Origin of the sequence: Streptomyces sp. NPDC020996 (assembly GCF_040641355.1) — a bacterium.
Lineage (GTDB): Bacteria > Actinomycetota > Actinomycetes > Streptomycetales > Streptomycetaceae > Streptomyces.
The window spans coordinates 67367-93672 of the sequence record NZ_JBFADM010000011.1; the positions used below are offsets into that span (position 1 = coordinate 67367).

Consider the following 26306-nt stretch of genomic DNA (forward strand, 5'->3'; position numbering starts at 1 on the left):
ATCACCGAGCCGAGTGCGGTATTGTTCTTCTGCGCGCTCGGCCAGGGGAAACCCCAGGTCAGACGGGCACCGGGACGTGGCGCAGCTTGGTAGCGCACTTGACTGGGGGTCAAGGGGTCGCAGGTTCAAATCCTGTCGTCCCGACGGTGCGGAGGGCCTGCGCAGGCGAAAGCCTGCGGGGCCCTTTTCGCGTTCCCGCACACCGGCTTCCCGCGGGACCGGGACGCTCCCGCGGGCAGGATCACAGCCCCCGGCCGTCGGGCGTGATCGTGCGGGCGATGCGGTCGGCGTGCAGGCGCACGGCGTCGGCCAGGTCGAGGGAGCCCTGGGAGATGACCCACTGCAGTTGCAGGCCGTCGCTGACGGCGATGCACTCCCGGGCGACCGCGGCGCAGTCGGTGTCCTCGCGCAGCGTGCCGCGTTCCACGGCCAGCCGGAAGAGGTGGGCGAGTTCGTCGATCGCGCGCCGGTAGCGGTCGGCGAAGAGGGTGTGCGCCGCGCTGGTGGGGTCGGCGGCCTCCGCCGAGGTGAGCACGAACAGTTCGATGAGGCCCGGTTCGGCCAGGTGGCGTTCGGTGGCCGCGACCATGGCGCGCAGCACGTCCGTCCCGCCGGCGTCCTCCGGCAGCCGCGCCCACCACTCCGCCTCGGTGGCGAAGCGGTGCTCCATGACGGCCAGCAGCAGGTGTTTCTTGCTGCGGAAGTGGTGCAGCAGGCCGCCCTCGGTGATGCCGACGTCCTCGGCGATTCGGCTCAGCGCGGTGCGGTGGTACCCCTCCTGTGCGAACCGCTCCGCCGCCGCCTGGACGATCTTCCGGCGTCTGGCGATGCCGACCGAGTAACTGCCGCGCGGGCCCCGGGTGCTGCTGGTCATGGGGCTCACCGTAACCACTCGGCGGGGCACGCGAACGTCCGGGTGGCGCCGGACCGGCGTAGTGATGTGACCTGGATCACTCTACAAAAACCTAGTGCACTCGGTTTTCGCTGCGCATCATCGTCCGGAAACCTCGGCGTGACGAAGCGCCGACCTCCCCCCGGAGCGACCATGAACACTTCGCCCGACCCGGCGCGGCCGCGGACCGCCTCCCAGCAGGCACCCGCCACCGGCCCGACGGCTGTCACCACCGGCCCGACGGCTGTCACCACCGGCCCGACGACCGCCACCACCGGCACCGAGCGCTGGAGCGCCGCCGAACTGCGCAGGCTCACCGCGCTGATCTGGCCCGGCCAGCTCCTGGTGGTGGCGGGCATCGTCGCCGCCAACGCGCAGCCGCAGATCGCCCAGCACTTCCACACCACCCGGATCGCCTGGTTCGGTCTGGCGTTCACCCTGGCCACGATCGTGGCGACGCCGTTCGCGGTGCGGCTGGGCGACACCTACGGCAAGCGCCGCGTCATGCTCGTACTGGCGGCCGCCGGCCTGGTCGGCGACATGATCACCGTCCTCGCCCCGAGCTATCCCGCCATGGTCGCCGGCCGGGTGATCGGCGGCCTGTACGGACCGGTCGCCGTCCTGGTGCTCGCCGCGGTCCGTGACCTCTTCCCGCCCCGGAAGGTGGCCGTCGCGCTGGGCACCGTGGCCGGCTCGGTGGGCGTGCTCGCCCTGCTCACCCCGCTGCTGTCCGGCTGGCTGCTGGACGCCTTCGGCTGGCGCGGCGCGCTGTGGTTCCTCGTCGGCTCGACCGTCGTGGCCATCGCGATGCTGCTGTGCGTGCCGGAGACGCCGCGCCGGGCCGCCGTCGGCAGGCTCGACTGGCCGGGAGCCTGCCTGCTCGGCGGCGGCCTCGCCCTCGTCGTCTTCGCGCTCGGACAGGGCCGCGACTGGGGCTGGACCTCCGCGGGAGTCGTCGGCCCGCTGGCCGGGGGAGCGGCCGCGCTCGCCGTCTTCGCCGTCCTGGAACTGAAGGTCGCCGCCCCGATCCTCGACCTGCGGATGCTCGGACGCCGCCCGGTGGCGACGGTCCTCATCGGATCCTCCGTGCCGCAGGCCGCCTACTTCGCCTCGCAGACGATCCTGATCTTCCTCGCCCTGTTCCCCGCCATCCCGCACGTCTCCGACGGCCTGGGCTGGACCACCACCCACAACGCGGTGGTCGGCATCCCCGCGGGACTGGTCACCTTCGCCGCGGGCGTCGCCGTGGGCAACGCCGTCCGCAAGGTCAGCCCCCGTACCGTCTGGTACCTCGGCCTGGTGATCCTCACCGCCGGCATGGTGCTGGCCGCGTTCCTCCACCGCGACGCCACCGAGATCATCGTCACCGGCGTGGTGATGGGCCTGGGCGGCGGCATCCTGATGTCCGGCCAGCAGGCCATGATCGTGTCGGTCGTCTCGCCCGAGGAGCAGGCCGCCGCCAACGGCATGTCCTCCCTGCTGACCCAGGTGTTCCTCACCCTGACCAGCCAGCTCCTCTTCACCGTGCTGGCGGCCGACTCCACCGTGGTGCAGGGCACCGCCTTCTACCAGGACCGGGCGTTCACCCACGGCTACCTGGCGATGGCCGCCGTCGTCACCGTGGGCCTGCTCGTCTCCCTCGCCATACCGCGGCTGCGCCGCCCCTCGGAGACCGCCCAGGCCGACCCCGACGCCCAGGCCGCACCGGCTCCCGCGCCCGCCGCGCCCGCCGCCTGAGCGACCGCACCCCGGAAGGAACCCCGTGTCCTCGACCCGCCCCACCCACCTGCGTGTGGACCACCTCGACCGCCCGCTCGGCACGTCCGAGCCGAGGCCCCGTCTGTCCTGGCGGCTGCCGCGCGGCGCCACACGCCAGCTCGCCCACCGTGTCCGGGCGGGCGACTGGGACTCGGGGCGGGTCGATTCACCCGTCAACACCTACGTGCGCTACGGCGGTCCCGCCCCGGCCTCCGCCACCCGCACCGAGTGGCGCGTGAAGGTGTGGACCGACCTCGGCGAGAGCGACTGGTCGGAGCCGTCCTGGTGGGAGACCGGCCTGCTGCGCCCCGACGACTGGCGGGCCCACTGGATCGAACCCGCGGAGACCGAGCCGGCCGCGCCCGGCCACCGCCCGGCCCACCTCCTGCGCCACGGCTTCGGCCTCGGCAGGCCCGTACGGACCGCCCGCGTCCACGCCACCGCGCACGGCGTCTACGAACTCTTCCTCAACGGCCACCGCGTCGGCGACGCCGAGCTCACCCCCGGCTTCACCTCCTACCGCTCCCGGCTGCAGGTGCAGACCTACGACGTCACCGGCCTGCTCGCCACCGGCGACAACGCGATCGGCGCGGTGCTCTCCGACGGCTGGTTCCGCGGCCGGCACGGCTTCGCCCGCGAGGCGGACGGGTTCGGCACCCGCACCGCCCTGCTCGTGCAGCTGGTGGTGACGCACACCGACGGCACCCGCACCACGATCGGCACCGGAACCGACTGGCGCAGCGCCCGCGGCGCCGTCCTCGCCGCCGACCTGATGGACGGTCAGCACACCGATCTGCGCGCGTACGATCCGCGCTGGGCGGACCCGGGCTTCGACGACGGCGGCTGGGACAAGGCCCGCCCCGCTGAGGGCGGCCTGTACGCCGACCTCACCCGCCTGACCGGCCCCATCGCGCCGCCCGTACGGCGGGTGGCGGAGATCCGGCCGGTACGGGTGAGCGAACCGCGGCCGGGCCGCCACGTCGTGGACCTCGGGCAGAACATCAACGGCTGGGTCCGGCTGTCCGGCCTCGGCCCGGCCGGCACCCGCCTGACCCTGGTCCACGGCGAGGTCCTGGACCAGGACGGCGACGTCACCACCGACAACATCCGGGCCTTCGACTGGGCCACCCGCCGTCCGTTGCCGGCGGGCCAGGTCGACACGGTCGTCTCCGCCGGCCGCGCGGGCGAGGTGTTCGAACCCCGCCACACCACCCACGGGTTCCGCTACGTGCGCGTCGAGGGCCATCCCGGCCCGCTGACCGCCGACGACGTCACCGGCGTCGTCGTCCACACCGACTTGACCCGCACCGGCTGGTTCACCTGCAGCGACGCCCGCGTCGACCGGCTGCACGAGGCCGCCGTGTGGAGCCTGCGCGGCAACGCGTGCGACGTGCCCACCGACTGCCCGCAGCGCGAGCGGGCCGCCTGGACCGGCGACTGGCAGGTGTTCGTGCCGACCGCCGCCTTCCTCTACGACGTCGCCGGGTTCACCGCCAAGTGGCTGCGCGACCTGGCCGCCGACCAGTGGGCGGACGGCGTCGTCCCCAACTTCGTGCCCGACCCTGCGGGCGAGGCCGGCCGCCGCGCGTCCGCCGAGGGCGGCCTGAACGGCTCGGCGGGCTGGGGCGACGCGGCCGTCATCGTGCCCTGGGAGATCTACCGCGCCTACGGCGACCTGGACCTGCTGCGCGAGCAGTACCCGTCCATGCGCGCCTGGGTCGAGTACGCCGCCGGGCAGGCCCGCACCCGCCGCCACCCGGACCGGGCCGCCGCCCGCCCGCACCCGGCGGCGCACGAGGAGTTCCTGTGGGACACCGGCTTCCACTTCGGCGAATGGCTCGAACCCGGCGTGGCCCCCGACCTGGACCCCGCCCGCGACCGCGGTGACGTGGCCACCGCCTACCTGTTCCGCTCGGCGGGCCTGCTCGCCCGCGTCGCCGCCCTCCTCGGCCACCGCGACGACGCCACCCGCTACCGCCGCGTCGCCGACGGCGCCCGCGCCGCCTGGCGGCACGAGTACCTCACCGCCGACGGCGCCACCGTCCCCGACACCCAGGCCACCCTCGTCCGCGCGCTCGCCTTCGGACTGGTCCCGCCCCACCTGCGCCCCCGCGCGGCCGACCGGCTGGCGGAACTGGTCCGCGCGGCCGGGACCCAGCTGTCCACCGGGTTCCTCAGCACCGCGCTGCTGCTGCCGGTGCTCGCCGACCACGGCCACCTCGACCTCGCCTACGAGCTCCTGCTGCGGGACACCCCGCCCTCCTGGCTCGCCATGATCGACAAGGGGGCGACCACCATCTGGGAGGACTGGGAGGGCACCGACGAACACGGCCGCCCCAAGATGTCGTACAACCACTACAGCAAGGGCGCCGTGGTCTCCTTCCTCCACCAGTGCGTCGCCGGCATACGCTTGCCCGACGACCCCGTCGACTGCTCCGTCGACCCCGATGACATCGCCGCGGCCGGCGCGGGGTACCGGCGCTTCGTCGTCGCCCCGCGGCCGGGCGGCGGCCTGACCTCGGCGTCGGCCCGTCACGACTGCCCGCACGGCACGATCCGCTCCGCCTGGGAGCGGCACGGCGACAGCTTCGCCCTGACGGTGGAGGTGCCGCCGGGCACCGAGGCCGAGGTCCGCCTGCCCGGAGGCACCCGGACCGTCGCGGGCCCCGGCGTCCACCGCTTCGACGCCCACTTGTGAGAGCGGCCGCCGGTCCTAGCCGTCCTCGCCGGGGGCGCCGCCCTTCACGACGGTCGGCCGCGCCCGGCGGATCTGCGGCACCGTGGTGACCATGTGCACGGTGGCCCGGTCGGTCAGGCAGGAGAAGTGATGCGGGACGTCGCCCGGGAAGCGGGCGAAGTCCCCGGCCGCCAGGTCCACCGGCTCCACCACCGGCCCCGTGCGGACCTTGCCCGTGATCACGTAGACGTGGTGCAGGGTGCCAGGCGAGTGCGGTTCGACGACCGCGGGCTCGCCGGCCGTGCGCTCCATGCGCAGGGACAGCGTGCGGACGTAGCCGGAGCCGTACGTCTCGTCGAGCAGGCGCTCCGACCAGCCGCGGGCGTCGCTCCACTCGCCCTCGGCGTGCCGCTGGACGTAGACCGGGGTGCCCCACTCGGTGAGCAGGCGCCGGGCCGGCATGTCGAGGGCCGCGCCCAGCAGGGAGAGCGTCTCCACGGTGGGGTTGCCCGAGCCCTGCTCGATCTTCGACAGGGTCTGCTTCGACAAGCCCGAGCGGCGGGCGAGGTCGCCCAGGGACATGGCCCGCTCCAGCCGGAAGCGCCGGACGTTGCGGGCCACGAGCTCGTTCTCGCGGGCCAGGGCGTCACTTTTAATGTGCATGTTGTCATTGTTGACGAACCGCCGCCCGGCTCGCATCCTGTGTCACGTAAATGTTTCCACACCGTGTACTCAAATTGACGCGGACCCCTCGAAACTGAGGTGAGCCAACCATGACCTCCCCCGTCGCCAGCACGTCCCGGGACGACCGGGCCGCCGTCGACAAGGCGATCAGTCTTCTCATCGCCTTCGGCGACCGGGCGAGCAGCGGGGTAGGCGTGAGCGAGCTCGCCCGGCGGGCGCAGCTGAGCAAGTCGACCGCGTACCGGGTGCTCGGCATGCTGGAGCGCAACGGGGTCGTGGAGCGGGTCGGCACCGACTACCGGCTCGGCGAACGCCTGCACGACCTGGGGCGCGCGGTGTACGCCCCGGGGTACGAGGGCATCCGCGACGTGCTCCTGCCCTTCCTGACCGACCTGTACGAACTGACCCGGCAGACCGTCCACCTCTCCGTGCTGCACGGCACCGACGTGGTCTACCTGGCCAAGCTCTACGGTCACCGGCCGGCCCCGGTCCCCTCCCGCATCGGCGGCCGGCTGCCCGCGCACGCCACGGCCGTCGGCAAGGTGCTGCTGGCCTACGACTCCCGCGCCGCGGCCCAGGTGACCTCCACGCCCCTGCGGCGCTTCACCGAGCACACGATCACCGACCCGGACGCGCTCGCCGCCGAACTGGAGCGGATCCGCCGCACCGGCGTCGGCTACGACGACCAGGAGAGCCAGCGCGGCCTGAACTGCGTGGCCGTCCCCGTCCTGGGGCACGCCGGCCGTGCGGTCGCGGGACTGTCGGTGGCCGGCCGCTGCGGCGAGTTCGACCCCCGCCGCCTCAGCGCCGACATGCGCCGCCTCGCCGCGGCGGCCTCCCGCGCCTGGACGGTCCGCGGCTCCCGCCCCCGCACCGCCCACCACCCGGCCGACCTGCGCACCGCCCTGCCGACGGGGTGACACCGCGCGTCGGCACTCCGAGGGCCGACGCGATCGCGCCGCGCACCGCCGACGGGGCCTGCCGTGAGCGACAGGGCTGATGGCGTCCACCGGGCTGCCGTGATCACGCTCCACGCCGGGCGCAACGGCCCCGGCCGCCGACTGACGCGAATGCCCCGGCCGTCGACTGACGTGAATGCCCCGGCCGTCGACTGACGTGAATGCCCCGGCCGTCGACTGACGTGAATGCTCCGCCCGCCGCCGGTGCCGAAACTCCGCCCCGGCCGGGCGTAGCTTGCGGCGGACACGACGAGGTCCTGCCTGACGCCGGATGGGGCGGTCTCTCGTCGATCCGCCCTGATCGGGGCCCACACCCCGGGCGCTCTCGCGCCGCCGCCCGTCGACCAGCTCTCCGTCGGGCCGCTTCATGCCCGGCGGCCGGACGTTGCCCCGTTCCGCCGAGCCGGCACATGGTCCTCCGCACGCCTGCCGTACCGTCCGGACGGCGTGTTGCCCAGCCGGGGTGACGGAATTCCATGCCCGGCCGACCCCGGACCGACCCCGGACCGGCCTCCGTCCGAAACCCGCCGACCGGTGCTCCGCCCGCCCGATGTGACCGTTCTCTCATCCGCCCGACGCCGCCGCGTACCGTTCATCCGACGGAAACCGTCCGGCCAAGTTGACGCCACGGGTGGGGCGGGTTTCACCCCACCGGGTCCGGGGTGGTGCTGGCGATCACGTCGTCATGGACGCCGACCGAGCCGGGTCCGCGGAGTCCGTGAAAGCGGCGGTCACCGTGCCGAGTCCGGAGATCTCGGCGCGCACGGTGACGCCGGGGACTACGACGGCCATCGGGCCGAGCGCCCCCGAGAGCACGACCTGGCCGGCCCGCAGCGGGTCGCCGTACTCGCGCGCCGTGCGGGCCAGCCACGCCAGCGCGTTCAGCGGGTCGCCCAGGCAGGCGGCGCCGTCGCCCTCCGAGACGAGGACGTCGTCCGCGTACATCCGCATCGTCGTCTCGCGGGGTTCGAACGCGCTCAGCGGCAGCCGCTCGGCGCCCAGCACGTACAGGCCGCTGGAGGCGTTGTCGGCGACCGTGTCGGTGATGGTGATGTCCCAGTCCGCGACGCGGCTGTCGACGATCTCCAGCGCGGGCGCCGCGTACGCGACCGCCGAGCGGACCGCGGCCGCGTCCAGGCCGTCGGCGTCGAGGTCCGCGCCGAGGACGAAGGCGATCTCCGCCTCCGCCTTCGGCTGCAGCAGACGCGACACGGGCACCCGCCCGGCGACGCCGGACACGTCCATGTCGGCGAACAGGACGCCGAAGTCCGGCTGGTCCACGCCGAGCTGGCGCTGCACCGCGGGCGAGGTGAGCCCGATCTTGCGGCCCGTCACGACCGCGCCGCCGGCCAGCCGGCGCGCGGTCAGCTCGCGCTGGACCGCGTAGGCGGCCGCGACGTCCTCGCGGCCGAGGAGGTCGCGCACCGGCGCGCAGGGCCGTCGCTCGGCGGCCGCGCCCTCCAGCCGGCGCACGGCCTCGTCGATCACCCGGGGGTCCGTGGTCATCAGCCAGCTTCCTGCTGCGCCGTCGCCACCGCGAAGCCCGCGATCCATTCGGGGACCGGCGTGTAGAAGCGGGAGGTCATCCGGTAGGCGCCGGTGGCCGCGAGGGAGGCGAACGCGGCGACCCAGGTGCGCACCTCGTGCGCGGAACCGCCGCCCTCGGCGGCCATCCAGTCCACCGTCCAGGAGTCCACCTCCGGCAGCCGCCCGCGGTCGGCCAGCGTGTCCAGGACGAGGTTGTCCCACTCCGGGGAGAGGGGGATCATCCGCGTCGAGCCCGCCGCGTAGTCCCGGCCGGCCTGGATGACGCGCTCCTCGCCGCGCGCCCGCTGCTCCGGCGTGGGCGGGTGGCCCTCGATGAGGGCGTCGGCGACCCGCGGCGGGGCGCCCTCCAGCACCGGGACCGGCGGGTCGTGGGACAGACCGCCGGAGGCGACGAACAGCACCCGCCGGTCCAGCTCGGCCGCGGCCTCGCCGACGGCCGTGCCCAGCGCGCGGATGCGGCTGACCGGGCCGAGCGGGGTGGCCACGCCGTTGACGAAGACGGGCACGACCGGGACGTTGGCGATGCCGTCGAACAGCACCTCCAGCGGCTGGGTGAAGCCGTGGTCCACGGTCATCCGGGCCGACACGGTCAGGTCGACGCCCCGGTCGAGCACCCCGCGCGCCAGGGCCTGCGCGGCCTTGGCGTCGACGGACAGCGGACCGGCGGACGAGCCGAAGTCGCCGACCGCGTGCGCCTCGGTGGCCAGGCAGAAGGGCGGCATCTCCTTGTAGAAGAAGCCGTTGTAGTGGTCGGGCGCGTACAGCACGACCAGCTCCGGGTCGAACGCGCGGACGAAGGCCCGCGCCTCGTCGACGGCGGCGTCCACGGCCGCGACGACGTCGGGCGCCGGGTCGTTCTTGCCGATGAGAGGGGAGTGGGACAGGCCGACAACGGCGGCGGTCATGACGGTGCTCCTCAGGAGGCCGAGGGGGAGGGATGGACGACGAGTTTTCCGGTGAGCCGGCCGTCGATCATGAGCTGGAAGCCCTTGTGGATCTCGGCCAGCGGCAGCGTGCGGTCGATGACCGGACGGACGCCCGTGGCGTCCATCATCTTCAGCAGGGCCACCAGCTCACTGCGCGTGCAGCCGGTGGAGCCGAGGACGCGCTGCTGGAGGTAGAAGACGCGGCCCAGGTCGGCGGGCGGGTTCATGCCGCTGGTGGCGCCCGCGATCACCACGGTGCCACCGGGGCGCAGGGACTTCAGCGAGTGCGACCAGGTCGCCTCGCCGACGGTCTCGATCACCACGTCCACGCGCTCCGGCAGCCGCTCCCCGGTCGGTACGACGGCCCGCGCGCCCCACGACAGCGCCTCGGCCCGCTTCTCCTCGCTGCGGCTGGTGGCGTAGACGACCGCGCCCGCGGCCACGGCCAGCCTGATGGCGGCCGAGGAGACACCGCCGCCCGCGCCCTGCACCAGCACCCGGTCGCCGGCCCGGATCCGCGCCTGGGTGAACAGCATCCGGTAGGCGGTGCCCCAGGCGACGGGCAGACAGGCGGCCTCGTCGAAGGACAGCCACGACGGCTTGGGGATCAGGTTGCGGGTGGGCACGGACAGGAACTCCGCGAAGGCGCCGTGGTGCTGTTCCGACAGCAGCGCGCGCCCCGGGTCGAGGGTCTCGTCGCCCATCCCGGCGTCCGGGTCGGCGATGACGGGGTGGACGAGGACCTCGTTGCCGTCCTCGTCCCAGCCGGCGGCGTCGCAGCCGAGGATGATCGGCAGCCGGTCCGGCGGGTGACCGACGCCGCGCAGCGTCCACAGGTCGTGCATGTTCAGCGAGGAGGCGGCGACCCGGACGACCGACCAGCCGGGCCGGGGCTCGGGCGGGGGAACGTCGCCGAGCACGAGTCCGGCCAGCGGATCGGTCGCGCTCTGGGATACGGCGGTGGCGGCAAGCATGCGGCCACGCTCTCCCGCGTCACCCGCCCCGCGTAAGCGCGTGTGCCGCTGTGCGGAACGACGCGTGGCTCGCCGCCGGGCGACTGCTGTTCCCTTGCCGCCATGACCTCGACGATCGAACCCCGGGGCGCGGCCACCACGGCCCCGAGCGGCGCCCTGCGGCGCCCGGCAGACCTGGCACGGAACATCGACGTCTCCGGCCTCGTCGACAACGAGGGCGGACTGCTGGACCGCGTCGTCTTCACCGACCAGGACCTGTACAAGCAGGAGCTGCGCCGCGTCTTCGCCCCGAGCTGGCTGTTCCTCGCGCACACCGACCAGTTCCACAAGCCCGGCGACTTCTTCACCACGTACATGGGCGAGGACCCGGTCATCGTCACCCTCGACCGCGAGGGCAGGATCCGCGCCTACCTGAACTCCTGCCGTCACCGCGGCGCCCGCGTCTGCCGCGCCGACGCCGGCACCACCCGCAACTTCACCTGCACCTACCACGGCTGGTCCTTCAACCTGGACGGCGCGCTGGTGAGCGTCCCCAACCAGGACGCCTACGGGGAGTCCTTCGACTCCGGCAAGTGGGGCCTGGTCGAGGTCCCGCACGTGGAGACGTACCACGGCCTGATCTTCGGCACCTGGAACCCCGAGCCGGTGCCGCTGCGCGAGTCGCTCGGCGACATGGCCTGGTACATGGACGCCATGCTCGACCACGACGAGCAGGGAACGGTCGTCGTCGGCGGGGTCCACAAGTGGGTCCTGGAGGGCAACTGGAAGCTGGCGGCCGAGCAGTTCGCCACCGACTGGTACCACGTGATCATGAGCCACGCCTCCGCGCTCATGGTCCTCGCGCCCGCCGGCAAGAAGCCCAAGGACGAGGTCGTGCACCGCACCGGCCGCCAGTACTCCGACGCGAACGGCAACGGCGCCGGCTTCCCCGTGCACCCGAAGAACCGTTTCGACGCCCAGACCGTGCACAAGTGGATGGACTACGACGCGCTGCGCGAGCGGCTCGGCGAGGCCCGGGTCGAGGGCCCGCTGACCAACGGCCACGCCACGGTCTTCCCCAACTTCTCCTACCTGCCGGTCAACGGCTCCATCCGGGTCTGGCACCCCAAGGGCCCCGACAAGATGGAGGTCTGGGCCTGGACCATCGTCGACAAGTCGATGCCCGAGGAGGTGCGGGAGGCGCAGCGCCTGTACAACCTGCGCACCTTCGGACCCAGCGGCATCTTCGAGCAGGACGACGGCGAGAACTGGAGCGAGGTCCAGGCGATCTCGCACGGCTTCATCACCAACAACGTGGCCCTCAACTACCAGATGGGGATGGGCACCGAGCGTGAGGACGGCCGTTACCCCGGCACCACCAGCGAGCTGTACAGCGACGCGGCGGGCCGCGCCTTCTACGGGCGCTGGCGCGAACTGATGAACACCCCCGCCTGGCACGAGAACCGCCACGAGGAGCAGAAATGAGCGACGGCATCCGCGTCGCGGCCCTGGACGACATCCCCCAGGGCGAAGGCATCGCGATCGACAAGTCCGTGACCGGCACGGCCGACAACATCGCCCTGCTGCGCGACACCGACGACAGCGTGTACGCGCTGGACGACACCTGCACCCACGAGACCGCCTCGCTCGCCGAGGGCTGGGTGGAGGACGGGTACGTCGAGTGCCCGCTGCACTCCAGCAAGTTCTGCCTCAAGAGCGGCGAGGTGCAGGGGCTGCCCGCGACGAAGAACGCCTGCCCGCACCGCGTCGAGGTCCGCGACGGCGAGGTCTACCTGTTCCCGGGAGAGACCCCGTGACCGAACGCGTGGTCATCGTGGGCGGCGGCATCGCCGGCGTCAGCACCGCCGGCGCGCTGCGCGCCGGCGGCTTCGACGGCGACGTCACGATCGTCGACCCCGGCGAGTTCCCCTACGACCGGCCGCCGCTGTCGAAGGACTTCCTGCTCGGCGTCAAGAACACCGAGCAGATCGCCCTCCAGCCCCCGCAGTGGTACGACGACCAGCGCGTCCGCCTGGTGAACCGCACCGCCGTCACCGCCCTGCACCCGGCCGAGGGCAAGGTCGAACTCTCGGACGGCGCCGTGCTGCCCGCCGACCGGGTCGTCCTCGCCACCGGAGGCGCCGCCGCCCGCCCGCCCATCCCCGGCATCGGCAGCGAACGCGTCCACGTGCTGCGCACCGCCGAGGACGCCGACCGGCTGCGCCCCGCGCTGGCGCCCGGCGCCGACATCCTGGTCGTCGGCGCCGGCCTGATCGGCGCCGAGGTCGCCTCCACCGCCCTCCGCCTGGGCTGCGAGGTCACCCTGGTCGACCCGGTGGCCGTCCCGCTCAACGCCGCGCTCGGCCCGGACCTGGCCGCCTGGCTGCACGGCCTGCACGCCCGGCACGGGATCACCGCCGTCCAGGCGGGCGTCGAAGCCTTCGCCGACCGCGGCGAGCGCATCGAGGCCCGGCTGGCGGGCGAGTCCGCGGCACGGTCGTACGACGCCGTCGTCCTCGGCGTCGGCATGGTCCCGCACACCGAACTCGCCGAGCGGGCCGGCCTGGAGGTCGACCGGGGCATCGTGGTCGACGCCGGACAGGTCACCTCCCACCCGGCGGTGCTCGCGGTCGGCGACCCCGCCCGCACCCGCCACGACGGCGTCCTGCTGCCCCGTACCGAGCACTGGGAGGCCGCCCGGCACGACGGAGCCCGCGCCGCCGCCACCCTGCTGGGCGCCGAGGCGCCCGCGCCGACGGCCCCCTGGTTCTGGACGGACCGGCACGGCCGCCACGTCGAAGCGGTCGGCCACATGGACGCGGCCGAGTCGACCGTCGTCCGCGGCGGCTTCGACGACCCGTCCTTCGCGGTCTTCGGCCTGCGCGACGGATTCGTCGTCGCGGCCGCCGCCGTGGACGACTCCACGGCCGTACGGGCCGCCCGCCGCATGATCGACCGCCGCGTCCCGGCGGACGCCGGGAAGCTGGCCGACCCCGCCGTGAACCTGCGCAGCCTGATGCGCGGATGACGCGCCGCACCGAGTGGAGAAGGGACCGAACGACACCGTGAGCACCGCCACCCCCGAGCAGACCCGGTCGCGTGCCGGGAAGCGCGCCGACCGCGACACGCACTTCGAGGTCGAGCAGTTCTACTACGAGGAGGCCGCCCTCCTCGACGACGGCCGCTACGCCGACTGGCTCGGCCTGCTCGCCGACGACCTCGAGTACTGGGCGCCCACCCGCACCAACCGGCTCCGGCGCCAGCAGTCGCTGTCGGTGTCCCCGCGCGGCGGCACGGCCTTCTACGACGAGACCAAGGACAGCCTGGCCTGGCGCATCCGCCGGTTCGACTCGGGCATGGCCTGGTCCGAGGACCCGCCGTCCCGCACCCGCCATCTGGTGACGAACGTGATGGTCCAGCACGTGGACCCGGCGGAGCACCCCCACTTCACCGAGGACGACCTCCAGGTGCGCTCCGCGTTCCTGGTCTACCGCAACCGCCTCGAACGCGAGGAGAACGTGTTCGCCGGCAGCCGCACCGACGTGCTGCGCCGGGTCGGGGACGGTCTGCGTGTGGCACGCCGGACCATCCTGCTCGACCAGAACATCCTTCAGGCGAAGAACATCTCCACCTTCTTCTGAGCCCCTCGTCCGAGCCCCTCGTCCCCTCGTCCGAGCCCCTCGTCCCCTCGTCCGAGCCCCTCGTCCCCTCGTCCGAGCCCCTCGTCCGAGCCCCTCGTCCCCTCGTCCGAGCCCCTCGTCCCCTCGTCCGAGCCCCTCTTCCGAGCCCTTCGTCCTGATTCCTCCGATGGGAAATGCCGTGACCGACGTGACCGACCTCGAACTCAAGCACCACCGTGTGGCGACCTCGCTGGGCGAGATCGCCGTGGCCGAGACCGGTGAAGGCCCGGTGCTGGTGATGCTGCACGGCGGCGGACCGGGAGCGTCCGGCGTCAGCAACTACCACCAGAACCTCCCCGAGCTGGCCCGGCACTTCCGCGTCGTCCTGCCCGACCAGCCCGGCTTCGGCGCCAGCTACCGTCCGACCGAGGAGGACCTGGCGGAGCGGTCGATCACGCAGATCACGGTCGACGCCCTGTACCAGGCCCTCGACTCGCTCGGCATCGACACCTTCCACCTGCTCGGCAACAGCCTCGGCGGCGCGGCCGCGATCGCCATGGCGCAGCAGCGCCCGGACCGCGTCACGCGCCTGGTGCTGATGGCCCCCGGCGGCGGCTGGCTGCCCTTCGGCCCCACCCCCACCGAGGGGCAGAAGGAGATGTTCCGCTACTACAACGGCGGCGGGCCCAGCGAGAAGAAGATGGCCGCGTTCATCCGCACCATGGTCTTCGACCACAAGCAGTTCGGCGAGGACGTGGTGCGCGCCCGCTACGAGGCGTCCCTCGACGACAGCCACATCGCCTTCTACCACCTCTACAACGCGGCCTTCGCCAAGCGCGGCGGCATGGACCCGCTCTGGCGCGACCTGCACAAGATCAAGGCGCCGACGCTGCTGCTGTGGGGCCGCGACGACCGCACCATCACCCTCGACGGCGCCCAGCTCATGCTGAAGCAGATCCGCGACGTGCAGCTGCACGTGTTCGGCCGCTGCGGCCACTGGGTGCAGCTGGAGCGGCAGCGCGAGTTCGAGGAGCTGGTCACCGGCTTCCTGGCGGAGCAGCGATGAGCGGCGGCTGGCTGGACGGGTACGCCGTTCTGATCACCGGCGGCGGTTCCGGTATCGGCCGCGCCGTCGCCGAGCGCTTCCTCGCCGAGGGCGCGTCCGTCACGGTCCTGGGCCGGGACGCCGACCAGCTCGACGACGTCGTGCGCGGCGCCGCCGACCCCTCCCGCGTCCACCCGGTCACCGCCGACGTGCGCGACTCCGACGCGCTGCACCGGGCCGTGGCCGAGACGGTCGACCGGTTCGGCAAGCTGGACACGCTCGTCGCCAACGCCGGCGTGTGGGACTACCAGCGCCAGCTGACCCGGCTCGGCGCCAAGGAGCTCGACACCGCGTTCGACGAGATCTTCTCCATCAACGTCAAGGGCTATCTGCTGGCCGCCGAGGCGGCCTGGCCGGAGCTGGTCAAGACCCGCGGCAGCATCGTCATGACGCTGTCCAACGCCTCCTTCTACGTCAACGGCGGCGGGCCCCTGTACACCGCCAGCAAGCACGCGTGCCTGGGCCTGATGCGGGAACTCGCCTACGAGCTGGCCCCCAAGGTGCGCGTCAACGGCGTCGCCTGCGGGGGCATGAACACCGACCTGCGCGGCCCGGAGTCCTTGTCCCTGGACGGGCGTTCGATCGGCGCGTCCTTCGCCAAGCGCGGCCCCGACACCCCGCCCCCGCCCATTCCGCTGCACGACTCCAGCACGGACCCGCGGGACTTCACCGGCCCGTACGTGCTGCTCGCGGCGCGCGACCAGAGCGGACCCATCACCGGCCACGCGATCTCCGTGGACGGCGGTATCGGCGTCCGCGGATTCGGCAGTGCGGCCGGCGGCGACCACCTGTGACGACCGCAGCCGCACGGACGAGCGGCTGACGGACAACCCCGGGGGGACGCGTCCCCGCACGACGCGTCCCGCCGTCGACGAGATCCCCGTCGACACGACCAGCCGACCCCTGACCTGCCGACCTGAGACCTGCCGACCTGAGACCTGCCGATCGCTCACCTGCTGACCTGCTGACCTGCCGATCTCAGACCTGCTTGACCCCTCGATCCCCTGATGACCCGATGCCGTCGAGGCCCCGACGATCCTCCGACTCGACGATGCTCAACGAGGAGCCGACCGTGACAAGACCCCACCCCCGCAACTCCGGCCTGCGGGTCGACCTCAACCCGGCCGCCGCGGTCGCCCGCAACGCACGCCACCAGGGCGACAGCGTGGTCGTGCGCTACGCGGGGGGAGACCTCACCTACGCCGAACTCGACGACCGGTCGGCGCGCCTGGCGAGCGTGCTGGCCTCCGGCGGTGTCGGGGAGGGCGACCGCGTCGCCTACCTCGGTCTCAACAGCACGGCGTTCCTCGTCACGATGCTGGCCGTCTTCCGGATCGGCGCGGTGTACGTCCCGGTGAACTTCCGGCTCGCCGAGCCGGAGCTGGAGCGCGTCCTGGCCAAGAGCGGGGCCCGCGTCGTGGTCTGCGAGGAGGGCCACCGGGCCGGCGTCGAAGCCGTGCGCGCGGCGACGCAGCTGACGCGTTTCCTGCTGATCGACGACGACCCCGAGGTCCCGGCCGGCCAGGCGGAGGGCTGGGAGCCCTGGTCCCCGCTGATCGAGGCCGCGCCGCCGAGCCCGGTCCTCGTGCCGAAGGGCGCCGACGACCCGGCGATCCTGATGTTCACCTCCGGCACCACGGGAACCCCCAAGGGCGTCGTCCTCACCCACGGCAACGCCTGGTGGAACTCCGTCAACGTCGAGATGCGGCTGGACACCCGGCGCGGCGACGTCACCTACGCCGCCGCCCCGCTGTTCCACATCGGCGCCCTCAACAGCTTCGTGCTGCGCACCCTGGTGCGCGGCGGCACCGTCGTCGTGCGGCGCGCCTTCGACCCGGAGCAGTGCCTGGACGACCTGGTCACCCACCGCGTCAACTCGATGTTCGGCGTCCCGCAGATGTTCACCGCGCTGGCCCGCGTCCCCGGGGCGTTCGACCGGGACCTCAGCGAGCTGCGGGCCGTGGTCGTCGCGGGCGCGCCGGTTCCCCCCTCGCTGGTCCAGCAGTACGCCGACCACGGCGTCCTGCTCCAGCAGGCCTGGGGCCTGACGGAGACCGCGCCCTTCGCCACCCACCTGCCGGCCGAGCACACCCTGGACAAGCTGGGCTCCGCGGGCATCCCCATGCCCTACACCGAGGTGCGGGTCGTCGACAGCGTCACCAACGAGCCGGTCAAGCCCTTCGAACCCGGCGAGGTCGTGGTCCGCGGCCCCAACGTCACCGCCGGCTACTGGAACGACCCCGAGGCCACCCGCGCCGCCTTCGACGACGAGGGCTGGTTCCACTCCGGCGACATCGGCTACCTCGACGAGGACGGCTACCTCTTCATCGTCGACCGGCTGAAGGACATGATCATCAGCGGCGGCGAGAACGTCTACCCGGCGGAGGTGGAGCGCGTCGTGTCGTCCATGCCGGGCGTCGTGGACGTCGCCGTGGTCGGGGTCGCCGACGAGCAGTGGGGCGAGGCGGTCGCCGCCGTGGTCACCGTCACCGGGGACACCGTGATCACCCTGGAGGACATCCGCGCCTACGCGGGCGACCAGCTGGCCCGCTACAAGCTGCCCAGGCGTCTCAAGCTCGTTCCGGCGGTGCCGAGGAACGCCTCCGGCAAGCTCGACAAGACCGTCATCCGACGTCTGGCGACCGAGGAGAACTGACATGATCACGGTGCCCGCGCTTCCCGCAGGACCGGCGCTCGGGGCGGGCTGGGAGGTGCTGCGGGAATCCCGCAGACGCCACTCGGCCGACCTGCTGGTGGCCGGCGACGGTGCGCGCGTCGAGGTACGGCTGGAGCGCTGCGCCGCGGGACGGCTGCGCGACAGCTACCCCGTCAGCGCGCACGACGTGGAGGTGCGGGTCGGCGACGACTGCCCCCGCGCGCTGCTGCCCGCCCTGCTGCGCGTCCTCGCGGACGCCGTGCTGCGCGCGGACCCGGAGTGCCGCCGCGTCGTGCACGCCGTGCCCGCGGGCGACCCGGCCGCACGCACGGCGGCCGAGGCGGCGGGGTTCCGGTACGTCGTCGACGTCGACCTCGGACGGCAGGAGCTCGGCCTCCTGGTCACCGAGCCGGACTGGGTCACCGGCACGGACATCGACCTGGACCGGGTACCGGGCGCCTGACCGGCGCCGGAGCGTGGAGCCGGCACCGCCTCGCGGGCCGGCTCCTCCGCCGCGCAACGGGGCCGCAGCGCGCGCACCCGTCCTGTCCGTGGGGCCGACCGGCCGTCACCGTCGATTCGCGCGTCGGCGCGCCGCGAACACGGCGCCCGCGCCGATCGCCACGGCTCCCGCGGCCGCACCCGCGAGGGGCAGCGCCGAACCCGAACCGGTGCTCGCCAGACTGCCGTCCGGGGTCGTGGCGGAGCCACCGGTGGACCCCGAGGAGCCCGTGGAGCCGGTGGACCCCGAGGAGCCGGTGGACCCGGTGGACCCCGAGCCGCCGTCGCCGCCGGTGGAGCCGCCGGCCGAGCCGCCCGCGGAGCCGCCGGTACCGCCGGTGGAGCCACCCGTGCCGCCGCCGGTGACGTCGAGCACGATGCGGGCCGAGTCGTCGGCCTTGTCCTCGTCGAACGGCCGGGCCGCGCCGGCGAGCTTCACCGAGCCCTCGGCCCCCGGCACCGCCTTGTCGATCCGCAGCCTGAAGGCGTACGTCTCGCCGCCGCCCTCGTCGACCCAGGACTGCGCGGTGCCGCAGCTGTACGCGCCGGCCCGTACCTTGTCGCAGAAGCCGGGGGTCTTCGTCACCGTCGTGCCGGCGGGCATCGTGACGCGCACCTCGGTCGCGGGCGTGCCCAGGTCCCGCAGCACCCAGCCCGGACCGTCGTTGGTGAACTTCACCTCCAGGCCCACCGTGTCCCCGACCCGCCCCGTCAGCTCGGCCCCGGTCACCCGGAAGTCGGCGGTGTTCACCGAGGTCACCCGCACGTCGGCCGCGTCCCAGCCGGGGTGCTCCGCGGTGCCGCCCGGGGCGGGCGTGGCGTCGGGCAGATCGGCCAGCCGCAGCGCGGGGCCGGTCCCGCGCACGGGCGCGGCGGCGCCGTCCCCGGGAGCGGGGTCGTCGGCGGCGACGACGACGCGGAGGTCGTCGTACAGCGCGTGGTCGAGCGCCTTCAGGGTCAGCGCCTTCTCGGGCGCGTAGACGGTGCCGGGCTCCACCCGCTGGTCGAACTCGCAGACCGCGACCGACTTGCTCGGCGCCTCGTCGAAGGAGGAGACCTCGTAGCGGAGGCAGTTGGAGGGCAGTTCGGTGTGGCTCAGCCCGCGGGTGACGGAGTACGACAGATAGACCTTCTCCAGCGCCTCGGCGCCCGTGTTCGTGAAACTCGCGGGCACCGGTACGGTGCCGCCCGGCCGGACCCCGTCGATCGGGGCGATCCCGCTCAGCGCCAGGCCGGGCGCGGGATCGTCGGCGGCGGCGGGTCCTGCGGCCAGTGCGACGAGGGCGGCGGCCCCCATCGCTCCCGTGCACCGGCGGAGGGTGCGGCGGCCGGGGGCGGAACGGAACATGAGGTCCCCTGTGAAGCGTCGGCGGCGGTCGGAGGAACCGCGGGAGAACGGCGGTTCCGTTCATGAGACCTCCGCCTGGCCCCAACGGTTGTAGCGGGCCTCAGAGTTGGGGGCGCGCGGCGGGCCCCGGCGAGACCGTGACATCGGCCGGGGACAGCGCCGTGCGCTCGTCGGCGCACTCCACGACCACGCGCACGGGGGCGCCGCAGTCGTCGTGCCTGATGTCCAGCACCGGCCCCTCCGGGTTCGCCGCGTGCGTCTCGCCCCACTGCCGCAGGGCCACCAGGATGGGCCACAGGTCGCGGCCCTTGGCGGTCAGCCGGTACTCGTGCCGGGTCCGGCTGCCCTGCTCCCGGTACGGCGCCGTCCTGAGGATCCCGGCCGCGACCAGCTTGCGCAGCCGGGCGGCGAGGACCGCGTCGGACAGCCCGACATGGCGCCGGAAGTCGTCGAAGCGGCGGACCCCGTTGAAGGCGTCGCGCAGGAGGAGCAGGGTCCACTTCTCGCCGATCAGGTCGAGCGTGCGCTGAACCGTGCAGTTCTCCGTGCTCATCTCCAGCCACTCCATGGGGGCCATCGTAGGCAGGCACCCTGGCTTTGTCATTGACAGCCAGCTCACGCCGAAGCTAGCTTCATCGAACAGAGCCAGATGAGGATGGAGCGGAGACATGGAACGGTCTCGTACGTACGACTGGCAGGACCCGGCGGTCACGGCGGCCGCCGTGGGCCGGGCCTCGGGCCTGGAGTTCCTGCGGGACATCCTCGCCGGGCGGCTGCCCGCGCCGCCGGTCGCCGCCACCCTGGGCATGGACCTGGAGGAGGTCGACCACGGGCACGCGGTGTTCTCCCTGGTGCCGGGCGAGGAGCACTACAACCCCATCGGCAGCGTCCACGGCGGGATGTACGCGACCATGCTCGACTCGGCGGCCGGCTGCGCCGTCCAGTCCACCCTCCCACCGGGCACCGGGTACACCTCGGTCGACATCGCCGTGAAGTTCCTGCGCCCGGTCACCGTCGACACCGGCAAGGTCCGCGCCGTCGGCAGCGTCCTCAGCGGCGGCCGGCGCACGGCACTCGCCGAGGCGCGCCTGCTCGACGGATCGGACCGCCTGCTCGCGCACGCCACCAGCACCTGCATGATCTTCCCGCTGCCCACGCCCTGACGTCGTCCGGCGAGCCCGCCGGGCCGGTCGTGATAGAAGCGGACCATGAGCAACTCCCGCCCCGCATCCCGTGCGACCGGTGTCCGATGACCGCCGGCATCGACACCCCCGACCGCCGCGGCCGCACCGGCCTCCACCGGACCGGCCTCGACCTGACCGGCAACCCGCGCGTGAAGGTGCGGGACGTGAAACTGCTGTCCAGCCACTGGTACGTGGAGCGCACCACCACCTTCGACCTCCGGCGCGCCGACGGCACCTGGATCACCCAGGAACGCGAGACGCACGACCGCGGCAACGGCGCCACCATGCTGCTGTACGACGCCGAACGCGAAACCGTGCTGCTCACCCGGCAGTTCCGGTTCCCGGTGTACGTCAACGGACACCCCGACGGCATGCTGATCGAGACCCCGGGCGGTCTCCTCGACGACGAGCACGAGCACCCCGAACTCGCCGTCCGCCGCGAGGTGGTGGAGGAGACCGGGCACACCATCGGCGAGGTCCGGCACGTCTTCGACGTCTACATGAGCCCCGGCTCGGTCACCGAGCGCGTCAGCTTCTACGCCGCCGCCTACGGCCCCGCCACCCGCACCCACCAGGGCGGCGGCCTCGACGAGGAGGGCGAGGACATCGAGATCGTCGAACTGCCCTTCCGCCGGGCCCTGGAGATGATCCGTACCGGCGAGATCAACGACGCCAAGACCATCATGCTGCTCCAATGGGCCGCACTGGAGGGCCCGTTCAGCAAGTGACCGCCGATCGGATCACCGACCGGCTTGACTTCGCGTGCACTCCAAGCTGAAGACTCCCGTGCGTGCCCGGAGACCCGGGCGCGTACGGGAGGCAGCACCATGAGGTACCGCACCGTCGGAACCGATCCGCGCACCCGCCGCGAGGTGAGCGTCCTCGCGCTCGGCGCGATGCTGTTCGGCTCACAGACGGACGAGGAGACGTCCTTCGCCGTGCTCGACCGGTACGTCGAGGCCGGCGGGAACTTCATCGACACGTCCGACAACTACGCCTTCTGGACCGACGGGAGCCAGGGCGGCCACAGCGAGCACCTCCTCGGCCGGTGGCGGCGCAGCCGCGGCGCCGGCGACGAGATCGTCATCGCCACCAAGCTCGGCGCCCGCCCCCTCGCGCCTGGCACCGGCTACGTCGACAACCCGGAGGGCCTGTCCGCCAAGGTGATCCGCGAGGCCGCCGAGCGCAGCCGCGAACGCCTCGGCGTGGACCGGCTGGACCTCCTCTACGCCCACATCGAGGACACCACCGTCCCGCTGCGCGAGACCGTCGAGGGCTTCGCGGAGCTGGTCGCCGAGGGCGCCGTCGGCCTGCTCGGCGTCAGCAACCACGCCGTGTGGCGCGTGGAACGGGCCCGCGCCCTCGCCGCCGCGGCCGCACTGCCCGGCTACGAGGTGCTCCAGTACGAGCACAGCTACCTGCGGCCCCGCACCGACGTGCCCGGCGGCCTCTTCCCCGACGGCAGCCTCGGCGCGGTGGGCCCCGAGACGCTGAGCTACCTGCGGGCCGAGCCCGCGCTGACCCTGGTCGCCTACTCGCCCCTCCTCAAGGGCAGCTACGTCCGCCCGGACCGGCTGCCGTCCGAGTACGACCACCCCGGCACCCCGGCCCGCCTGGCGGCCCTGCGGGAGGTGGCCCGGGAGACCGGGGCGACCCCCAACCAGGTCGTACTGGCCTGGCAGCTGGGCGGCGACCTGCCGGTCGTCCCGCTGGTCGGCGCGTCCTCCGTGGCCCAGATCGAGGAGAGCCTGGCCGCCGTCGACCTGGAACTGACACCGGACCAGCGAGCCAGGCTCGACGCGGCCCACCGACCGCGACGCGCCCACTGACCGCACCGCGTGCACCGCCGCACCGACCGCGCGTGCACCGCCACATCGCCGCACCGCGTGCACCGACCGAGCCGCGGCAGGCGGACCACGGCGCGGCGCACCGACCGCGCCGCGGCGGGCATCCGTACCTTGCGGCATGCGACGGGTGGCGCGGGGGCCTTCCGGGCCCCCGTCCGGCACCCTCGACCCGTACCGTCCACCCACACCCGGGAGCCCCCGATGGCCCGTTCCGAAGCCCGCGTCCGCACCGACCGCCCGCACCGCTACGCCAAACAGCTCGCCTCCCACCTGGGCCGGCGCTCCACGACGAACTGGGACGAGGAGACGGGCGTGGGCAGCCTGGTCTTCCAGGACGGGACCGGTTCCCTCACCGCGGCCGACGGGGCGCTGCTGCTGGCGGTCGACGCCGACGCCGAGCACCTGGCCCGGCTGGAGGACGTCGTCGGCCGTCACCTGGTCCGCTTCGGCGCCAAGGACGAACTGGTCGTCGAATGGCACCGCGACACCGGCGAGCCCGGCACCACCCAGCGCAAGGCGGAGGACACCGCCTGACCGTCAGAGCGCGCAGCCCACGTGGGCCAGGGCCTGCTTCAGCAGCATCCCGTGGCCGCCCGGCATCTCGCTCTGCACCGCCGGCGACAGGGCCTCCTGCGGGCTGAACCAGACCAGGTCCAGAGCGTCCTGGCGCGGGCGGCAGTCGCCGGTGACCGGAACGACGTAGGCCAGCGACACCGCGTGCTGGCGCGGGTCGTGGTAGGGCGTGACGCCCTGCGTCGGGAAGTACTCCGCGACCGTGAAGGGCTGCAGCGAGGCCGGGACGCGGGGCAGCGCCACCGGACCGAGGTCCTTCTCCAGATGGCGCAGCAGGGCGTCCCGGACGCGTTCGTGGTGCAGTACCCGGCCGGAGACCAGGGTCCGGCTGACCGTGCCGTCCGGTCCGATCCGCAGCAGGAGGCCGACGCTGGTGACTTCGCCGCTGTCGTCGACGCGTACGGGCACGGCCTCGACGTACAGGATCGGCATGCGGGCGCGCGCCATCTCGAGTTCGTCGGGGCTCAGCCAGCCCGGTGTGGTGTCGGTCATGTCAGACATTGCTTGATCATACTTTCAGGACGGGTCGGACAGACGGTAGATCCGGCGGGCATTGTCCGCTGCCGCCCACCGGGCGATCCGCAGCGCGTCGGGCAGGCACAGCTCGTCGGCGTCCACCCGGTCCTGCAGCAGACCGGCGAGGCCCCGGCGGAAGGCCAGCGCTCCCAGCCAGTAGAACTCGGCCAGGCCGCAGGCGTCGGAGCTGTACAGCAGCTTGCGGAACGGGGTGATCTCCAGGGCCTCCTCCAGGACGGCCCGGGCCCGGGCGGGGCCGACGTGGTGCAGGGTGAGGCCGACGTCCAGGTACACCTGCTCGAACACCGCCGAGAGGTAGGCGGCCTGGCGCTGGTAGGGCCAGCAGTGCAGCAGCAGCACCGGGACCGTCCCGGCGGTCAGGTGCAGCCAGTCGGTGAGGTGGGTGGGGTCGGCCCGGTGCATGCGGAGGTCGTTGTCGCCGAAGCCGGTGTGCAGTTGCAGGGGCAGTCCGAGGCCCACCGCGGTCCACAGCAGGTGCCGCATGAGGACGGGATCGGCGAGCCGGCCGCCGCGCGCCAGCCACCGCCCCGCCGCCCGCGTGACCTCCGCGTCCGCCGGACGGGCCGGGTCCAGGTCGAACCCGGTGCGGTAGGCGGCCACGGACTTCACCGCGACCACGCCCGGCCGCCGCACCGCCTCCCGCGCGGCGGCGACGAACGCGGTTCCGTACGCGCCGGCCTGCACGCCCCGCGCCGCCACCGCCTCGGCGACGTTCTCCAGCCGCACCACCTCGTACGCCCTTCCGCCGCAGGCCGCCGCGAGCTGCTCGGGCGTGGTCAGGCGGTTGCGGTCCGGGGCGAACCCGGTGTCCACGCAGAACACGTCCGTCCCCGCGGCGGTCAGGAAGCGCCGGTTGACCTCCCGCGCGCCCAGTTCGGCGCGCCGGGCCAGGTACGCGTCGGCCGGGGCGTGCGGCGGCAGGTCCAGCAGGGGAGCGCAGTGGCGGCGGACGGCCACCCCCACGGGGCTGTCGAACGGGGAGACGCCGGGCCACACCCCGCCCTCGGTGAGCAGCGGCTCGAACTCCTCGCGGGGCAGGCCGGCGGCGACCACGCCGTGGCAGTGGTGATCCGTCAGCGGCCACCCGTCCAGCGCCTCCCGTACCGCGCCCACGTCAGTACTTCCAGCGGTAGGCCGCCGCCACCCCGTCGTCGTCCAGCCCGTCGGCCGCCGCGATCTCGCCCTCCCGTACGGCGATCACGGCGTCGGCGAGGACCGGGCCCAGGGCGGCGCGCACCACCTCGTCCGCGCGGAACTCCGCGACGGACTCGGCGAGCGAGGCGGGCAGCCGGCGTACACCGCGGGCCGCCGCCTCCGCGGCGGGCAGCCGGACCGGGTCGCCGGTGACCTCGTCGGGCAGGGCGGCGGACGACGTCAGGCCGTCCAGGCCGGCCGCGATCACGCAGGCCAGCGCGAGGTAGGGGTTGGCGGCCAGGTCGACCGGCTTCACCTCCAGGTTCGCCGCCCGCTCGCGCTGCCCCGTCGTGCCGGTGACGATCCGCACCGCCGCCTCGCGGGTCTCGCGGCCCCAGACGGTGAACACCCCGGCCCACTGCGAGGGCCTGAGCCGCAGATAGCTGGCGGGGCTGGGCGCGGTGACGGCCAGCAGGGCCGGCAGCCGGGCCAGCACCCCGGCTGTGAAGGACTCGGCCTCGGCGGTCATGCCGTAGCGGTGCCCGCCACCGCTGTGCAGGTTGACGCCGTCGCGCCAGGCGGAGAGGTGGATGTGGCCGCCGTTGCCGACGCCCTGCCCGAGGACGGCCGGGGAGAAGGAGACGACGAGACCGTGCCGGCGGGCCACCGCCCGGATCGTCTGCCGCACCAGCACGCTGCGGTCGGCCGCCGCGACCGGATCGAGCGCGCCCACCGAGACCTCGAACTGTCCGGGCGCGTACTCGGGGTGCAACTGCTCCACGTCCACGCCCTGCGCCGCGAGCGCCGCCAGCAGGTCGGCCGCGTAGTCGCTCGACTCGACCTGGCGCACCGCGCCGTACGCCGGACCCGTGACCGCCGGCACGAACGCGCCGTCGGGCCGGTCTCCCCGTCCGACGGCCCACTCGACCTCGATCGCGGCCCGGAAGGTGACGCCGTGCCGCTCGGCGGCGTCGGCGACGATCCGGCGCAGCACCGTGCGGCCGCATCCGGGATGCGGCTCGCCCTCCTGGGTGATCCGGTCGACCGGCGCCCACGCCCAGCCGGGCTGCCCCGCCAGGACGGTGAGCCGGTCGAGGTCGGGGTACAGCCGCAGATCCCCGTCCGGGGAGCCGAGCACGTCGGTGGTGACGATGGAGTCGTCCGCCAGGAAGGTGTCGAACACCGGGGACATGCCGACGCCCCAGGCCGCGGCGGCGGCCAGCTTCGCCGTGGGGACCGTCTTCACCCGGCCGATCCCCGCGGTGTCGACGTAGGACAGCACCACACCGTGCACTCCACGGCCGGTCAGCTCGGCGCTCCGGGCGGTGGCCCGCTCGACGTCACCGGGTCGCCCTCCGGGGACGGGGTCGGCAAGGGTGGTCATGCGTCCTCCTCGACGGGCTC

General features: G+C 73.6%; 25 protein-coding genes and 1 tRNA gene. 16 read left to right on the plus strand and 10 right to left on the minus strand.

Going from position 1 to position 26306, the window contains the following annotated elements:
• Positions 1–70: 70 nt before the first annotated feature.
• A tRNA-Pro gene (locus AB0G63_RS10895) sits at positions 71–144 on the plus strand.
• A gap of 97 nt (positions 145–241) precedes the next feature.
• Here the strand turns inward: AB0G63_RS10895 and AB0G63_RS10900 are convergent.
• Positions 242–874, minus strand: a complete 633-nt coding sequence (locus tag AB0G63_RS10900) for a TetR/AcrR family transcriptional regulator (protein WP_360747570.1) — start codon at positions 872–874, stop codon at positions 242–244.
• Positions 875–1045: 171 nt separating this feature from the next.
• Here AB0G63_RS10900 and AB0G63_RS10905 point away from each other — a divergent pair, with 171 nt between their 5' ends.
• Positions 1046–2629 carry an MFS transporter gene (locus AB0G63_RS10905; protein ID WP_360747573.1) on the plus strand — a complete coding sequence of 528 codons (1584 nt, stop codon included), beginning with the start codon at positions 1046–1048 and terminating at the stop codon, positions 2627–2629.
• A 25-nt stretch (positions 2630–2654) separates the two neighbouring features.
• A complete protein-coding gene (locus AB0G63_RS10910; RefSeq protein WP_360747576.1) occupies positions 2655–5348 on the plus strand; it encodes a family 78 glycoside hydrolase catalytic domain in 2694 nt (897 codons plus the stop codon).
• A 15-nt stretch (positions 5349–5363) separates the two neighbouring features.
• Here AB0G63_RS10910 and AB0G63_RS10915 read toward each other — a convergent pair whose 3' ends face one another.
• Positions 5364–5990 (minus strand): XRE family transcriptional regulator, encoded by a 627-nt coding sequence (locus AB0G63_RS10915; protein WP_360747579.1) that lies wholly within the window; start codon positions 5988–5990, stop codon positions 5364–5366.
• A gap of 110 nt (positions 5991–6100) precedes the next feature.
• Between AB0G63_RS10915 and AB0G63_RS10920 the strand changes: the two genes are divergently transcribed.
• Entirely contained in the window at positions 6101–6931 is an 831-nt protein-coding gene (locus AB0G63_RS10920) for an IclR family transcriptional regulator (protein ID WP_360747582.1), read from the plus strand.
• 714 nt (positions 6932–7645) lie between these two features.
• On the opposite strand, the gene AB0G63_RS10925 is transcribed toward AB0G63_RS10920, so the two are convergent.
• From AB0G63_RS10925 to AB0G63_RS10935, 3 genes are read right to left on the minus strand one after another with little or no spacing between them, the layout of a single operon-like run.
• Positions 7646–8476 carry a fumarylacetoacetate hydrolase family protein gene (locus tag AB0G63_RS10925; protein ID WP_360747585.1) on the minus strand — a complete coding sequence of 277 codons (831 nt, stop codon included), beginning with the start codon at positions 8474–8476 and terminating at the stop codon, positions 7646–7648.
• Positions 8476–9423 (minus strand): 3-carboxyethylcatechol 2,3-dioxygenase, encoded by a 948-nt coding sequence (locus AB0G63_RS10930; protein ID WP_360747588.1) that lies wholly within the window; start codon positions 9421–9423, stop codon positions 8476–8478. Before AB0G63_RS10930 ends, AB0G63_RS10925 begins: the two co-directional genes overlap by 1 nt.
• Positions 9424–9434: 11 nt before the next feature.
• Complete coding sequence (locus AB0G63_RS10935) at positions 9435–10418, minus strand: zinc-binding dehydrogenase (RefSeq protein ID WP_360747591.1); 984 nt, start codon at positions 10416–10418, stop codon at positions 9435–9437.
• A gap of 102 nt (positions 10419–10520) precedes the next feature.
• Between AB0G63_RS10935 and AB0G63_RS10940 the strand changes: the two genes are divergently transcribed.
• The 8 genes from AB0G63_RS10940 (at position 10521) to AB0G63_RS10975 (ending at position 18241) form a co-directional block, all read left to right on the plus strand.
• Positions 10521–11882, plus strand: a complete 1362-nt coding sequence (locus tag AB0G63_RS10940; protein ID WP_360747594.1) for an SRPBCC family protein — start codon at positions 10521–10523, stop codon at positions 11880–11882.
• The gene (locus tag AB0G63_RS10945) at positions 11879–12214 is read left to right on the plus strand and encodes a non-heme iron oxygenase ferredoxin subunit (RefSeq protein WP_360747597.1); all 336 of its coding nucleotides are present in this window, start codon (positions 11879–11881) and stop codon (positions 12212–12214) included. The genes AB0G63_RS10940 and AB0G63_RS10945 overlap by 4 nt, the downstream gene beginning before the upstream one ends.
• Positions 12211–13425, plus strand: a complete 1215-nt coding sequence (locus AB0G63_RS10950) for an FAD-dependent oxidoreductase (RefSeq protein WP_360747600.1) — start codon at positions 12211–12213, stop codon at positions 13423–13425. The genes AB0G63_RS10945 and AB0G63_RS10950 overlap by 4 nt, the downstream gene beginning before the upstream one ends.
• A 37-nt stretch (positions 13426–13462) precedes the next feature.
• Positions 13463–14038 (plus strand): 3-phenylpropionate/cinnamic acid dioxygenase subunit beta, encoded by a 576-nt coding sequence (locus AB0G63_RS10955; RefSeq protein ID WP_360747603.1) that lies wholly within the window; start codon positions 13463–13465, stop codon positions 14036–14038.
• A gap of 178 nt (positions 14039–14216) precedes the next feature.
• Positions 14217–15083 carry an alpha/beta fold hydrolase gene (locus AB0G63_RS10960; RefSeq protein WP_360747606.1) on the plus strand — a complete coding sequence of 289 codons (867 nt, stop codon included), beginning with the start codon at positions 14217–14219 and terminating at the stop codon, positions 15081–15083.
• The gene (hcaB, locus tag AB0G63_RS10965; protein WP_360747609.1) at positions 15080–15916 is read left to right on the plus strand and encodes a 3-(cis-5,6-dihydroxycyclohexa-1,3-dien-1-yl)propanoate dehydrogenase; all 837 of its coding nucleotides are present in this window, start codon (positions 15080–15082) and stop codon (positions 15914–15916) included. The genes AB0G63_RS10960 and hcaB overlap by 4 nt, the downstream gene beginning before the upstream one ends.
• Positions 15917–16194: 278 nt before the next feature.
• On the plus strand, positions 16195–17778 hold the full coding sequence (locus AB0G63_RS10970) for a long-chain fatty acid--CoA ligase (RefSeq protein WP_360747612.1): 1584 nt from the start codon (positions 16195–16197) through the stop codon (positions 17776–17778).
• Between the two features lies 1 nt (position 17779).
• Positions 17780–18241, plus strand: a complete 462-nt coding sequence (locus tag AB0G63_RS10975) for a hypothetical protein (RefSeq protein ID WP_360747615.1) — start codon at positions 17780–17782, stop codon at positions 18239–18241.
• 105 nt (positions 18242–18346) lie between these two features.
• On the opposite strand, the gene AB0G63_RS10980 is transcribed toward AB0G63_RS10975, so the two are convergent.
• Together AB0G63_RS10980 and AB0G63_RS10985 are read right to left on the minus strand one after the other, a co-directional pair.
• Entirely contained in the window at positions 18347–19627 is a 1281-nt protein-coding gene (locus tag AB0G63_RS10980; protein ID WP_360747618.1) for a hypothetical protein, read from the minus strand.
• A 100-nt stretch (positions 19628–19727) separates the two neighbouring features.
• On the minus strand, positions 19728–20195 hold the full coding sequence (locus AB0G63_RS10985) for a helix-turn-helix domain-containing protein (protein WP_360747621.1): 468 nt from the start codon (positions 20193–20195) through the stop codon (positions 19728–19730).
• 100 nt (positions 20196–20295) lie between these two features.
• On the opposite strand from AB0G63_RS10985, the gene AB0G63_RS10990 reads away from it, so the two are divergent.
• The 4 genes from AB0G63_RS10990 to AB0G63_RS11005 all read left to right on the plus strand — a co-directional run bounded on the left by AB0G63_RS10990 (position 20296) and on the right by AB0G63_RS11005 (position 23192).
• Positions 20296–20790 (plus strand): PaaI family thioesterase, encoded by a 495-nt coding sequence (locus tag AB0G63_RS10990; RefSeq protein ID WP_360747624.1) that lies wholly within the window; start codon positions 20296–20298, stop codon positions 20788–20790.
• Positions 20791–20876: 86 nt separating this feature from the next.
• The gene (locus tag AB0G63_RS10995; protein WP_360747627.1) at positions 20877–21539 is read left to right on the plus strand and encodes an NUDIX domain-containing protein; all 663 of its coding nucleotides are present in this window, start codon (positions 20877–20879) and stop codon (positions 21537–21539) included.
• 99 nt (positions 21540–21638) lie between these two features.
• Positions 21639–22640 (plus strand): aldo/keto reductase, encoded by a 1002-nt coding sequence (locus AB0G63_RS11000; RefSeq protein WP_360747630.1) that lies wholly within the window; start codon positions 21639–21641, stop codon positions 22638–22640.
• Between the two features lie 219 nt (positions 22641–22859).
• Complete coding sequence (locus AB0G63_RS11005; protein WP_360747633.1) at positions 22860–23192, plus strand: DUF2218 domain-containing protein; 333 nt, start codon at positions 22860–22862, stop codon at positions 23190–23192.
• 3 nt (positions 23193–23195) lie between these two features.
• Here the strand turns inward: AB0G63_RS11005 and AB0G63_RS11010 are convergent, their stop codons facing one another.
• Genes AB0G63_RS11010 through AB0G63_RS11020 form a run of 3 tightly spaced genes read right to left on the minus strand, consistent with a single transcriptional unit; the run spans position 23196 to position 26286 of the window.
• Positions 23196–23723, minus strand: a complete 528-nt coding sequence (locus AB0G63_RS11010) for an NUDIX hydrolase family protein (protein WP_360747839.1) — start codon at positions 23721–23723, stop codon at positions 23196–23198.
• Positions 23724–23747: 24 nt separating this feature from the next.
• Complete coding sequence (locus tag AB0G63_RS11015; RefSeq protein ID WP_360747636.1) at positions 23748–24881, minus strand: amidohydrolase family protein; 1134 nt, start codon at positions 24879–24881, stop codon at positions 23748–23750.
• A 1-nt stretch (position 24882) separates the two neighbouring features.
• Entirely contained in the window at positions 24883–26286 is a 1404-nt protein-coding gene (locus AB0G63_RS11020) for a glutamine synthetase family protein (RefSeq protein ID WP_360747639.1), read from the minus strand.
• Positions 26287–26306: the final 20 nt, after the last annotated feature.

Coding starts and splice junctions, on each gene's coding strand:
- AB0G63_RS10940 (WP_360747594.1), top strand. CDS start 10,521: ATGACCTCGACGATCGAACCCCGGGGCGCGGCCACCACGGCCCCGAGC.
- AB0G63_RS10975 (WP_360747615.1), top strand. CDS start 17,780: ATGATCACGGTGCCCGCGCTTCCCGCAGGACCGGCGCTCGGGGCGGGC.
- AB0G63_RS10935 (WP_360747591.1), bottom strand. CDS start 10,418: ATGCTTGCCGCCACCGCCGTATCCCAGAGCGCGACCGATCCGCTGGCC.
- AB0G63_RS11000 (WP_360747630.1), top strand. CDS start 21,639: ATGAGGTACCGCACCGTCGGAACCGATCCGCGCACCCGCCGCGAGGTG.
- AB0G63_RS11010 (WP_360747839.1), bottom strand. CDS start 23,723: ATGACCGACACCACACCGGGCTGGCTGAGCCCCGACGAACTCGAGATG.
- AB0G63_RS11020 (WP_360747639.1), bottom strand. CDS start 26,286: ATGACCACCCTTGCCGACCCCGTCCCCGGAGGGCGACCCGGTGACGTC.
- AB0G63_RS10920 (WP_360747582.1), top strand. CDS start 6,101: ATGACCTCCCCCGTCGCCAGCACGTCCCGGGACGACCGGGCCGCCGTC.
- AB0G63_RS10980 (WP_360747618.1), bottom strand. CDS start 19,627: ATGTTCCGTTCCGCCCCCGGCCGCCGCACCCTCCGCCGGTGCACGGGA.
- AB0G63_RS10900 (WP_360747570.1), bottom strand. CDS start 874: ATGACCAGCAGCACCCGGGGCCCGCGCGGCAGTTACTCGGTCGGCATC.
- hcaB (WP_360747609.1), top strand. CDS start 15,080: ATGAGCGGCGGCTGGCTGGACGGGTACGCCGTTCTGATCACCGGCGGC.
- AB0G63_RS10985 (WP_360747621.1), bottom strand. CDS start 20,195: ATGGAGTGGCTGGAGATGAGCACGGAGAACTGCACGGTTCAGCGCACG.
- AB0G63_RS11005 (WP_360747633.1), top strand. CDS start 22,860: ATGGCCCGTTCCGAAGCCCGCGTCCGCACCGACCGCCCGCACCGCTAC.
- AB0G63_RS10915 (WP_360747579.1), bottom strand. CDS start 5,990: ATGCACATTAAAAGTGACGCCCTGGCCCGCGAGAACGAGCTCGTGGCC.
- AB0G63_RS10945 (WP_360747597.1), top strand. CDS start 11,879: ATGAGCGACGGCATCCGCGTCGCGGCCCTGGACGACATCCCCCAGGGC.
- AB0G63_RS10925 (WP_360747585.1), bottom strand. CDS start 8,476: ATGACCACGGACCCCCGGGTGATCGACGAGGCCGTGCGCCGGCTGGAG.
- AB0G63_RS10990 (WP_360747624.1), top strand. CDS start 20,296: ATGGAACGGTCTCGTACGTACGACTGGCAGGACCCGGCGGTCACGGCG.
- AB0G63_RS10995 (WP_360747627.1), top strand. CDS start 20,877: ATGACCGCCGGCATCGACACCCCCGACCGCCGCGGCCGCACCGGCCTC.
- AB0G63_RS10905 (WP_360747573.1), top strand. CDS start 1,046: ATGAACACTTCGCCCGACCCGGCGCGGCCGCGGACCGCCTCCCAGCAG.
- AB0G63_RS10930 (WP_360747588.1), bottom strand. CDS start 9,423: ATGACCGCCGCCGTTGTCGGCCTGTCCCACTCCCCTCTCATCGGCAAG.